The organism is Planomicrobium okeanokoites (assembly GCF_003428875.1).
In the GTDB taxonomy this organism is placed as follows: Bacteria; Bacillota; Bacilli; order Bacillales_A; family Planococcaceae; genus Planococcus; species Planococcus okeanokoites.
The window spans coordinates 169320-181008 of the sequence record NZ_QQRS01000001.1 but is presented as its reverse complement, the minus strand read 5'-3'; the positions used below and the strand labels follow the sequence as shown (position 1 = coordinate 181008).

The 11689-nt window shown below is 48.7% G+C and carries 9 protein-coding genes and 1 other annotated feature; all 9 genes read right to left on the bottom strand.

What is annotated here, in order from left to right; genetic code table 11:
• Positions 1 to 350: 350 nt before the first annotated feature.
• The 9 genes from D2910_RS00950 to D2910_RS16795 all read right to left on the bottom strand — a co-directional run bounded on the left by D2910_RS00950 (position 351) and on the right by D2910_RS16795 (position 11651).
• The gene (locus D2910_RS00950; protein WP_117312111.1) at positions 351 to 2984 is read right to left on the bottom strand and encodes a valine--tRNA ligase; all 2634 of its coding nucleotides are present in this window, start codon (positions 2982 to 2984) and stop codon (positions 351 to 353) included.
• A 117-nt stretch (positions 2985 to 3101) separates the two neighbouring features.
• Positions 3102 to 3320 (bottom strand) — a binding site (T-box leader).
• A gap of 21 nt (positions 3321 to 3341) precedes the next feature.
• Positions 3342 to 4394: an AbrB family transcriptional regulator gene (locus D2910_RS00945; RefSeq protein ID WP_117312110.1), complete on the bottom strand. Its 1053-nt coding sequence runs from the start codon at positions 4392 to 4394 to the stop codon at positions 3342 to 3344.
• 558 nt (positions 4395 to 4952) lie between these two features.
• Positions 4953 to 6239, bottom strand: coding sequence for a glutamate-1-semialdehyde 2,1-aminomutase (hemL, locus tag D2910_RS00940; RefSeq protein ID WP_117312109.1), 1287 nt, complete (start codon positions 6237 to 6239; stop codon positions 4953 to 4955).
• Complete coding sequence (gene hemB, locus D2910_RS00935) at positions 6240 to 7220, bottom strand: porphobilinogen synthase (RefSeq protein WP_117312108.1); 981 nt, start codon at positions 7218 to 7220, stop codon at positions 6240 to 6242. It lies immediately after the preceding gene.
• Positions 7217 to 7918: a uroporphyrinogen-III synthase gene (locus D2910_RS00930; RefSeq protein WP_117312107.1), complete on the bottom strand. Its 702-nt coding sequence runs from the start codon at positions 7916 to 7918 to the stop codon at positions 7217 to 7219. The genes hemB and D2910_RS00930 overlap by 4 nt, the downstream gene beginning before the upstream one ends.
• A complete protein-coding gene (gene hemC / locus D2910_RS00925) occupies positions 7911 to 8840 on the bottom strand; it encodes a hydroxymethylbilane synthase (RefSeq protein ID WP_117312106.1) in 930 nt (309 codons plus the stop codon). The genes D2910_RS00930 and hemC overlap by 8 nt, the downstream gene beginning before the upstream one ends.
• Positions 8841 to 8857: 17 nt before the next feature.
• Positions 8858 to 9688, bottom strand: coding sequence for a cytochrome C assembly family protein (locus D2910_RS00920; protein ID WP_117312105.1), 831 nt, complete (start codon positions 9686 to 9688; stop codon positions 8858 to 8860).
• An 84-nt stretch (positions 9689 to 9772) separates the two neighbouring features.
• Positions 9773 to 11152 carry a glutamyl-tRNA reductase gene (hemA, locus tag D2910_RS00915; protein WP_117312104.1) on the bottom strand — a complete coding sequence of 460 codons (1380 nt, stop codon included), beginning with the start codon at positions 11150 to 11152 and terminating at the stop codon, positions 9773 to 9775.
• 343 nt (positions 11153 to 11495) lie between these two features.
• Entirely contained in the window at positions 11496 to 11651 is a 156-nt protein-coding gene (locus D2910_RS16795; protein ID WP_165850118.1) for a hypothetical protein, read from the bottom strand.
• Positions 11652 to 11689 lie beyond the last annotated feature (38 nt).

Here is an 11689-nt window from a genome sequence, read left to right as displayed (position 1 = left end):
GTAATACTTTCCAATTTGATAACCTATGATAATGCAATATATTCTGTTTAATTTTTCCAGCTCAAAACCTATCTGACATGACTTCTTTCTCAAGTTGTTTCATAGATTTAAATACTATTTAAAAACCCTGATCATCTTCTGTAATTATAGAAGTTAATCAGGGTTTTTTTTATTATTACCTCTTCGATTACTGAGAAATCCCCAAAGATATGGAGCTAAACAGCGAAGACTCCCAGGCGACTAGGCGAAGTGACGAGATCCACTCGGGAGAGTGAAACGAGCCCGAGTTAGCTCGGCGCAAGCAGCCAGGAAAGCGAAGCTGTTTAGCGAAATATCTGTTTCCAAAAGTCTTAAAGATTCTTCAATTCCTCAATACGCTTTTCAACCGTCGCGTGTTTCTCCAGGTAATCCGCTTCTTTCGCGCGTTCCTCGGCCACAACCGCTTCCGGTGCTTTCGAAACGAAGCGCTCGTTCGACAATTTGCCTTGGACAAGCTTAACTTCCTTCGCCCATTTCTCCAGCTCTTTATTCAAACGTGCAAGCTCTGCATCGATATCGATGAGGCCTTCCAGCGGCATGAACAATTCCGCGCCGGACACTACAGCCGACATGGATTTTTCAGGAGCTTCGATATTCCGCCCGATCGTCAACGTTTCCGGGTTGCAGAAACGTTCGATGTAAGCCGAGTTCGCTTCCAGCACCGCGTGAGTTTCCGCGTCTTTCGCCGAAATCGTCAATGGCACTTTCTTGCTCATCGGCGACTGCACTTCAGCGCGGATTGTGCGTACCGATTTAATTACATCAACCAATAACTTCATGCTCGACGACTGGCTTTGATCGGACAATGACTCGTCCACTTTCGGCCACTCGGCAATCGTGATCGATTCACCTTGGGTCGGCAGGTTCTGCCAGATTTCTTCTGTGATGAACGGCATTAATGGATGCAATAAACGCATCGTGTTATCGAGTACATACGCAAGAACCGAACGCGTCATGCGTTTCGCGTCTTCGTCTTCACCGTATAATGGCAATTTCGCCATTTCGATATACCAGTCACAGAAATCATCCCAGATGAAGTTGTAAAGGAGACGGCCCACTTCACCGAACTCATAACGTTCAGCAAGCGATGTGACTTGTTCGATTGTTTCATTGAGACGCGTCAGGATCCACGAATCAGCTACAGATTTCTTGCCGCTTAGATCGATTTCTTCGTACGTCATGCCTTCCATGTTCATCAGGGCAAAACGGGAAGCATTCCAGATTTTATTGGCAAAGTTCCAAACGCTCTCCACCTTCTCCATCGAGAAGCGAAGATCCTGGCCTGGCGATGAAGCTGTTGCCAGGAAGTAACGGAGCGAATCGGCGCCGTACTGTTCGATGACATCCATCGGATCAACGCCGTTGCCGAGTGATTTCGACATCTTGCGGCCTTCCGCATCGCGAACGAGGCCGTGGATCAGCACATCGTCAAACGGTTTTTCTTCCGTAAATTCAAGCGCCTGGAAAATCATGCGCGATACCCAGAAATTGATGATGTCGTATCCGGTAACCAAAACATCTGACGGATAGTATTTCTTCAGTTCATCGCTGTCTTCCGGCCAGCCAAGCGTCGAGAACGGCCATAGCGCTGAAGAAAACCATGTGTCCAGAACGTCTTCATCCTGCGTCCAGTTTTCAGCATCTTCCGGCGCTTCGTGCCCTACGTAGATTTCGTTCGTTTCGTTATGATACCAGGCAGGAATCTGATGGCCCCACCATAATTGCCTTGAAATACACCAGTCGCGGATGTTTTCCATCCAGTGCAGATACGTTTTCTCAAAACGTTCCGGCACGAAATTGACGCCATTTTCGTCTTTCTGCAGATCCACCGATTTTTGCGCCAGCGGCTTCATGTCAACGAACCATTGTGTCGACAAGTAAGGCTCAACCACTGCCCCGCTGCGTTCTGAATGGCCTACGGAATGCAAATGCTCTTCAATCTTGAATAAAACATCCATCTCCTGCAGGTCTTTGACAATCTGCTTGCGGCATTCGAAACGGTCCATGCCTTCGTATTTGCCGGCATTTTCATTCATCGTCCCGTCTTCGTGCATGATCAATACGCGTTCGAGGTTATGGCGATTGCCGATTTCAAAGTCATTCGGGTCATGAGCTGGCGTAATCTTCACAGCGCCGCTTCCGAATTCCATATCGACATAATCATCCGCTACAATTTCCATTTCACGTCCGATAATCGGAAGCGTCACAGTTTTGCCGATCAAATGCTTATAGCGCTCATCTTTCGGGTGAACCGCAACCGCTGTATCGCCGAGCATCGTCTCCGGACGCGTCGTTGCGATTTCGATGTGGCCGCTGCCGTCTGTCAACGGGTAACGCATATGATAGAACGCGCCTTGCACATCTTTATAGATAACTTCAATATCCGAAATCGCGGTTTTTGTCGCCGGATCCCAGTTGATGATGTATTTGCCGCGGTAGATCAATTTTTTCTCGTAAAGCTTAACAAATACTTCACGAACCGCTTTCGACAAGCCATCATCCAGTGTAAAGCGCTCACGTGAGTAATCGAGTCCAAGGCCCAGTTTCGACCATTGCTGGCGGATATGCCCTGCGTATTCCTCTTTCCATTTCCATGATTCTTCAAGGAAAGCTGCGCGTCCAAGGTCATAGCGAGACTTGCCTTCTTCCTTCAGCTTGCCTTCAACCTTCGCCTGTGTCGCGATGCCGGCGTGGTCCATGCCCGGCAGCCATAGCGCGTCGTATCCCTGCATACGCTTCATACGCGTCAGAATATCCTGCAGCGTCGTATCCCAGGCGTGGCCCAGGTGCAGCTTGCCTGTTACGTTCGGCGGCGGAATCACGATGGTATACGGCGTCTTGCCGCTTTCGGGTTTAGCTTCGAAATACTTGTTGTCGATCCACCAATCATAACGCCCTTTTTCAATCGATTGCGGATCGTACTTGGTCGACATCTGTTCTGTCATAGAGATTCCTCCTCGTCTAGTCGCCGCGGGTTTTATTCGCATAGCGCTTGGTTTTGATGGGTTGAAGCATCTTCTTGAGCTTAAAAAAGGGTACAAAAAAACTCCTGTCGTCTCTACTTAAAGGACGAAGGAGTTTTCGCGGTACCACCTTTATACACAGGCTGAAAAAAGCCTGGCTCTCAAGTTCGATAACGGATTCGCATCCGGGTTCCGCTACTCGTGTTCACGGAATCTGCTCGGAGGTGACATTCAAATGCTGGTCCATGAAAACCTCTCACCACTCGGTTTCCTCTCTGAAATGCACGCACATTCTACTATCCTCTTCAACGCATCAGTATCTGATTAAATCCATTGTACTCAATTTCCTGTTTTAGCGTCAAGTTTTTTCAGCACATATGCCACTGCAGGCGCCGCAAGCAATAAAATAAAGAACAGGCGGAACAGATGGAAACTCGTGATGAGTGCCACATCCGCACCGGCAGCGAGCGCCGTAATCCCCATCTCGGCCATGCCGCCGGGTGCCGCGCTCAAGAAGAAATCGAGGAACAGGTACTCCGGAAGTAGTGCCGCTAAGATATAGGCAATAAAAACGGTAAACGCGATTAAGAGCACGTTATTGACCACAATCGCCAACGCCAGCCGCACGCTCATATTTTCGCGCAGCTTCTCCATCTGGAGGCCGAGATGTGCGCCGACGAGGAGTTGGGCCAAGATTGTGAGAAGCGGCGGCATCTCGATGAGCGTGCTGCCGGTGAAGGACTGGACGATTGCCATGACGAGAACGGGCGCCAGTAATTCCTTCGCAGGAAATGAAAACTTTTTCATGGATAGATAAATTAAAATACCGAGTATTATGGCAGCCAGAAATGCCATCGGTGAAAATGAAAAGTCGTTTGCCTGGGCGGCGGCTGATGTCGCCTCCCTGCCGACAAGAAATGTTGTCAGCAATGGCACAATCGTTACGACGAGGAAAATACGGAACGTCTGCATCACCGATACGACGGTGACATTGGCATTTTTGACTTCTTCCGAAATCAGCACCATCTGTGACAAGCCGCCCGGCATTGAACCGAGCAGACTCGTCTGCAGCGATTCGTTGGCCATCTTGCTGAATAACAGCCCGAATAATAATGCCGCGATGATGACGGACACCGTCATAAACAGCATGTACGGCAAATCCACCCACATCAGCAGCACCGACTCACGCGTAAATGACGCGCCGATCATGACGCCGAGGAGGATAAGGCCGATTGTCCGCAATATTCGCGGCCAGTAAAACTCCATTTCCGTAAACTGCCGGAGCAGTAAAAGTGCCAGCATCGGCCCAAGAAGCCACGGCAAGAACATGCCGACCTGCTGGAATATAAAGCCGGCCGCAAACGCGACCAGCGCTGTACGCAATAATTTCAAAACTTACTCTACCTTCTTTCGCAAAATAACCTGTCTTTCTATCCTAACAGATAAATTGCGGGCCGTGAAAACTTCTATGAGCGGTTTTAGGAGTTCTATGAGCACTTTTCGGGGTTCTATGATCACTCAGGGGATTCTATGATCACTTATTCGATTCTATGATCATTCAAATGATTCTAAGATCACTCGCTATTTTTTATTCCCCCTATTCACTAAGAAAGAGCAGCCAGATCCACCGGCTGCTCCCTCCTCTCCGCATTTTCGGACGAAGTCCTGTAATCGGCCCTTTCCTTACATGGAAAAACCCGATTACAAGCTTTTCGCAGGCGAAAAGCGAAAGTGCAAAGGGCATTGGACAGGAGGCTAGGCCGTTGATTGCGGTAAAACTCTATTTGTTTGCAGTATAACTGGCTTTGTTTGCGGTATATAGCTTGTTGTTTGCAAAATAGCCCCCGTTGTTTGCGATATAACTCTCTTTGTTTGCAGTATAAGCTAATTCCCCTAAAACTTACGAAAAAAACAGCCGGATAACTTACTCCGGCTGTCTCTCTTTATTTATTAGCGTGCCAGTTTTGCGAAGACGGTGTGGAATGCTTCCACTGTCTTGGCGATATGCTCTTCGGTATGAGCAGTCGACAGGAACATGCCTTCGAACTGGGACGGCGGCAGGAAGATGCCTTCTTCCGCCATCAATTTATAATAATCCGCGAACAGGTCCAGATCGGACGTTTTCGCTGAGTCGAAATCGACCACTTCTTCGTTCGTGAAGAAGAAACCGATCATCGAGCCCGCACGGTTTACTGTGTGCGGAATATTGTATTTTTCTGCGGCTTCACGGAAACCGGCTTCAAGCTGGTCGCCGCGTTCGATGAACATATTATAGCTATCTTCAGAGAGACGCGACAGGGTTTCGTAACCAGCGCGCATTGCGAGCGGGTTGCCTGAAAGCGTACCTGCCTGGTAAATCGAACCGCTCGGTGCGACCTGTTCCATGATTTCACGGCGTCCGCCGAATGCACCGACCGGAAGTCCGCCGCCGATGACTTTCCCGAGGCAAGTCATGTCAGGCGTCACACCGTAATAACCCTGCGCACAATTGTAACCGACGCGGAAGCCGGTCATGACTTCATCAAAGATGAGGACTGTGCCGTTTTCAGTCGTCAAGTTGCGGAGTTCCTGCAGGAATCCTTCGCTTGGCGGTACAACGCCCATATTGCCGGCAACCGGCTCAACGATTACTGCTGCCAGATCGTCGCCGAATTCTTTGAATGCGTGGCGCACACTTTCAAGATCGTTATAAGGAACAGTGATCGTGTTCTGCGCGATTGACGCAGGCACTCCCGGTGAATCCGGAAGGCCCAGTGTCGCAACACCTGAACCGGCTTTGATTAACAGGCTGTCGCCGTGGCCGTGATAGCATCCTTCAAATTTCAGGATTTTATTGCGTCCTGTAAAGCCGCGCGCCACACGTAATGCACTCATCGTCGCTTCCGTACCGGAAGACACCATGCGCACCATTTCGATGGATGGCACACGGTCCATAACAAGTTTCGCCATTTCATTTTCAAGGACAGTCGGTGCTCCGAATGAAGTGCCGAGTTCCGCTGTTTCCTTAATCGCTGCGACTACGTCCGGTTGGGCATGCCCTAAGATAAGAGGTCCCCATGAAAGCACATAGTCAATGTATGTGTTGCCGTCGATATCCGTAATTGTGGCGCCGCTGCCGGAAGCCATGAAAATCGGATCCATATTGACGGATTTGAATGCGCGGACAGGTGAGTTGACGCCGCCTGGCATCAATCCTTTCGCTTCTTCAAATGCCGCTTGCGATTTTTCGTATCCCATTTATTTCCCCTCCAGCCAGCGTACCGCGTCTTTTGCGTGATACGACATGATAATATCCGCGCCAGCACGTTTCATGCTGAGCAATGTTTCAAGGACGATTTTCTCTTCGTCGACCCAGCCGTTCAAAGCCGCCGCTTTGACCATGGCGTATTCGCCCGAAACGTTATAGGCGACGATCGGCAAGTCGAAGTTATCACGTACTTCACGGACAACATCCAAATACGATAAGGCCGGTTTGACCATCAGGTAATCGGCTCCTTCTTCCACGTCGGAAGCCGCTTCACGAAGTGCTTCCAGGCGGTTGGCCGGATCCATCTGATAAGTTTTGCGGTCGCCAAATTGTGGTGTTGAGTGGGCAGCTTCGCGGAATGGGCCGTAATAAGCCGACGCGTATTTCACTGCGTAGCTCATGATCGGGATATGCTGGAACCCAGCCTGATCCAGTCCGTAGCGGATTGCTGCGACAAAACCGTCCATCATATTCGATGGCGCGATGATGTCCGCTCCCGCTTTTGCCTGTGACACAGCTGTACGCGCCAATAGGTCGAGCGACTCGTCATTTAAAATGACCCCGTCTTCGATAACGCCGCAATGGCCGTGGTCTGTATACTGGCAAAGGCAAGTATCAGCGATGACAACCAAGTCCGGATGGCGCTCTTTCGCGAAACGGATGGCTTCCTGTGTGATGGCATGGTCATGATAAGCTTCAGAACCTACAGCATCTTTGTCGTTCGGCACACCGAACAGGATCACTGAAGGAATCCCCAAATCGACGACTTCGTCCAATTCCTCGCCAAGGCGGTCCATCGAAAAATGGAAAACGCCAGGCATGGATGAAATCTCCTGTTTAACGTTTTCGCCTTCGACGACGAAAATCGGGTAGATGAAATCTTCTTTATAAAGTCCAGTTTCACGCACCATGGCACGGATATTCGCAGATCCGCGCAATCTCCGGTGACGATTGAATTTCAAGTCTTTCATTCGTTACATCTTCCTTTCGCTATTTCATTGACGACGTCCACATACGTATAGGTCGCGGGAATAAAATCGATATGCCCGCCTGCATCCTTGATCGCCTTTTCGGTTACATGGCCAATTGCCGCAACCTCTATATCATTCCATCCCCCTCCCGCTTTCCGGTAAGCCGAAACAGCTGAGGGGCTGGCAAAGATGATGGTTTGGTGTTTCATTTGGGATAGTTCTTCTGCGTTATCCAATTTCAGGTTCGTGTCGTAGATGATCCATTCGTCGACAGGCAACGGCATGGACGAGATGGTGTTCTTCGCAAGCGCACCTTTGATGAAAAGACATTTTACGCCATTAGCAACAGCTGGAAACTCCTCGACAAAACGGTCGGCACTGTAGACGGTCGGTATGAAATCCACCCGATAGCCGTTGTTCTCGAGAACTTCCGCAGTCTTTTCACCGACAGCCGCTATTTTCGGCACATTGTCTGCATGCAGCTGGCAGAAAGCTTCCGCACTTGTGCGGCTCGTAAAAATGAGCCACCCGTATGCATCGAAATCCGGTTTGTCCGTTTGACGGACCGATGTTTCAATAAGCGGCAGGTAAATTGCCTTGCCGCCCAGTTCTTCGATTTCACCTGCAGCTTCTTCCGGAAAGTTTGAACCAGTAAAAACGATCGTTTTGCCTTCGAGCGATCTTTCGTTTTTACACATTGCTCTCAGCAATGACACGCTGAATCAGGTCATAACCGCCTTGGCCGCTGATCTTATCAGCAACGATGCGTCCCGCTTCAACCGGATCTTTGCTTGTCGCCGTTTCTTTATAGACCTGATCTGCTTCAGGTGAAGAGATCAATCCCGTAAACGTGATTTCACCTTTATCGACCGTTGCATAGCCCGCAATCGGAACCTGGCAGCTGCCGTTCATATCTTTCAGGAATTTACGTTCAGCGTTAACCGCCAGCATCGTGTCTTCATCGTTCACTTTCGCGAGTTCAGCTAATAATTCTGCATCATCTTCGCGGCATTCAATCCCTAGAGCGCCTTGGCCGATCGCCGGCAGGCATTCTTCGATGCTAAGGAATTCGGTAACGATCTCGTCTTTCCAGCCCATGCGTTTCAAGCCGGCTGCCGCCAAAATGATGGCGTCGAATTCACCGGATTCCAATTTTCCAAGGCGTGTGTCGATATTGCCGCGGATCCACTGGATATCAAGGTCCGGACGCATCAACAATAATTGCGAACTGCGGCGCAGGCTGCTTGTGCCCACTTTCGCGCCGACTGGCAGATCCATGAATTTCACGTGGCCATTGGCAATAAAAGCGTCGCGCGGGTCTTCACGTTCCGGCACACAGCCGATGACGAATCCTTCCGGAAGAACAGATGGCATGTCTTTCATGCTGTGCACAGCAAAATCGATTTCTTTATTAAAAAGCGCCTGCTCGATTTCTTTGACGAATAAGCCTTTGCCTCCGACTTTCGATAGCATGACGTCCACAATGCGGTCGCCTTTAGTCACGATTTCCTTTATTTCAAATTCAAAAGGGGCTCCTGCCGCCTTCAATCTATCGATAAACTGATTTGTCTGCGTTAAAGCAAGCTTGCTTCTTCTAGATCCTACAACGATTTTTCTCAAATGAATCCTACCTTTCTTTAATACCAAAAATGAAATTCCGATAAACGGCTGCCGAGAAAGAAATTAATCAGCAGCACTAAAAACGCATAGATATGGGCCAATGAATAGGACATGCCATTCAATGTGCCTTTCTGGTGGCGCCACAGGATTATACTGTAGACGACCACGAGTATAAATGAACCGACGATCTTCAAATCGAAAATCGAGAAATCAAAGAGCGCTATGTACGCCCATTGCAGGCCAAGTACGAGCGACACGAACAGCAGCGAAATGCCGACGCCGATCGAAATCGACATCCCTCGCTCAGTCTGTCCGAGTGACGGCAGGCTGTTCCATTGCTTAGTCCATTTTTTGCGTTTCAAGAGCCTGTATTGCAGCACATTGAGGAGCGAAAAGACGAACGACAGCGAAAATGCCGCATAGGAAAGAATCGCGAAACTGATATGAATCAGCAGCAATTCGGAGATCAATGATTCCCCGACCGGCGACCGCTCAATCTGGACCGGCGCGAATGTGTGGATTGTCATGAAGATGAATCCGATGATGTTGATCAGGAATACCGCGAAATCGAACCGGTAGAAAATCCTGAGTACGAGCGACAGCGTGACCAGCAGCCAGGCATAGAAATAGATGCCTTCAAATAAGGTCAGCACCGGAAATCTCTGTGTTTCCATCATATAAAATATCAGGAACACCGTCTGAAGCAGCCATACGCCGCCAAGCAGCGACATGGCAATCTTCGCCGCCTTCTTCTCTTTATATACATAATCCAAAAAATAAAAAACAAGGCTGACAGCATATAGAATAACCATAGCTTCGTGCAGCCTTGCCATTGTTATATCAGCCATCCCATTCCCCTTCATTTCCATAGTTAAAGGCGCTTCGTCTCTACATTTTAACATATAGATCCGAAAACGCCTCTTTCCAACCGATTAAAATGAATATCCGGGTGATTCCTGTTTCTGCTGTTGCTTCTGTTTTTCTTCAGCAGCTTTCTCAGCTTTTACCAACGCCGCTTTTGACTGCTGTTCAATCTGTACTTGCACTTCATCTTCAATGCCGAAAATCTGCTGGAACAACTCAAGCTGTTCACGTGATTTAGGCGCTCCGGCCATTTCCTTCGCTTGAAGGATCGGCTCTTTCAGCAATTGATTGATGATTGATTTTGTATGTTTGTTCAGGATTTTCTTCTCACGGTCAGTCAGGTCCGGCATCTTGTTCTCGATGCTCGCCATCGTTTCCGCCTGGATTCCAAGCGCTTTTTCGCGCAATGCCGAAATCACCGGAACTACGCCAAGAGTCGTCAGCCAGTCATTGAATTGATGTGCTTCCTTATCAATCATGGAAACAATCTGAGTTGCAGCGCGTTCGCGTTCCGCCAAGTTGGCGTTGACGATGCCTTGCATATCATCGATATCATAAAGGAATACATTCGGCAAATCGCCGATGCGCGGATCCATATCACGCGGCACAGCAATATCCACAAGGAATAAAGGCTTGCCTTTGCGCAGCTTCTCAACAAATTGCATAAGCTCCAAATCGATTACGAAGTCCTGTGCACCTGTAGATGAAATGAGGATATCCGCATCCAATAATGCGCACTGCAGTTCATTCAGCGGCTTCGCTTTGCCGCCAAATTTATCAGCCAGTACTTCCGCTTTTTCGAATGTGCGGTTAATGACCGTAATGCGGTCCGCTCCGCTGCCTTGAAGATTCTTAATCGCCAGTTCGCCCATCTTGCCGGCGCCAAGGATGACAACATGCTTGTTTTTAAGCGCGCCAAAAATCTTTTTGCCCAGTTCAACTGCCGCATATGAAACCGATACGGCATTTTCACCGATCGCCGTTTCAGAATGCGCCCGTTTTGCAAGCGTCACCGCCTGCTTAAATAATTGGTTGAAAACCGTACCCGTCGTGCCGATTTCCTGGCCGGCAAGGAAACTCCCCTTCACCTGTCCAAGAATCTGCGTTTCGCCAAGAACCATCGAATCGATTCCCGCTGTAACACGGAACAGATGCTCGACAGCCTCATCTTTTTCATGCACAAATAAATACTGTGAAAACGACTCCTGCGGAATATCAAAATAATCCGCCAGGAATTGCTTCACATAGTATTTGCCTGTATGGAGCTGGTCGACCACCGCGTAGATCTCCGTGCGGTTGCACGTAGATACGATGACGTTCTCCAGTATGCTTTTTTGTTTATTCAAAGCCTGCATCGCCTGTGGAAGCTCATTTTCGATGAACGACAACTTCTCGCGGATTTCCACGGGTGCAGATCGGTAGTTCACCCCGACTACTAATGTATGCATGGGTTCAAAACACCTTTCACGTTCCATATTTCATATATATAAGTATACCACTATCAATGCTTTATAAGCTTTTGAAATTGTGAACAAGCAATGAAGATATGCTATTTGTCCCAAAATAATGGTCAGTGGAAAGCAAGCTCCGCACTGATTAAAGTTTCTCTTTATAATGATTATAAACTAATTCTAGCATTGGGAATATTGCAGGACAAGGATAACGCTCGTATTCGAATTTGTCAGTTTACTTGGGGAATGAAATCGGTTTTTTGGAAAGATGGGAGCGGGTTTGGAGGTTCTAAAATTGCTTTTCGGGATTCTATGATCACTTATTCGATTCTATGATCATTCAAACGATTCTATGATCACTCAGCTGAAAATTGACCGGATCAGCCGACTCATCCACCACTATCATTATCACCAAAAGAAAAGACATTTGATTTGAAAGCAGTCCGCATCCGCGGACTGCCCAGTGGGCGGGGTCCCCCCACCCGAACTTAGCCATTCAGTTTTTCTCCATAAAAAAAAGCGCAGCCTCAGCCG

Excerpts from the sequence above, each read along its gene's own strand:
- D2910_RS00930 (WP_117312107.1), bottom strand. The coding sequence starts at position 7,918 with ATGTGTAAAAACGAAAGATCGCTCGAAGGCAAAACGATCGTTTTTACT.
- hemL (WP_117312109.1), bottom strand. The coding sequence starts at position 6,239 with ATGGGATACGAAAAATCGCAAGCGGCATTTGAAGAAGCGAAAGGATTG.
- hemB (WP_117312108.1), bottom strand. The coding sequence starts at position 7,220 with ATGAAAGACTTGAAATTCAATCGTCACCGGAGATTGCGCGGATCTGCG.
- D2910_RS00950 (WP_117312111.1), bottom strand. The coding sequence starts at position 2,984 with ATGACAGAACAGATGTCGACCAAGTACGATCCGCAATCGATTGAAAAA.
- hemA (WP_117312104.1), bottom strand. The coding sequence starts at position 11,152 with ATGCATACATTAGTAGTCGGGGTGAACTACCGATCTGCACCCGTGGAA.
- D2910_RS00920 (WP_117312105.1), bottom strand. The coding sequence starts at position 9,688 with ATGGCTGATATAACAATGGCAAGGCTGCACGAAGCTATGGTTATTCTA.
- D2910_RS16795 (WP_165850118.1), bottom strand. The coding sequence starts at position 11,651 with ATGGCTAAGTTCGGGTGGGGGGACCCCGCCCACTGGGCAGTCCGCGGA.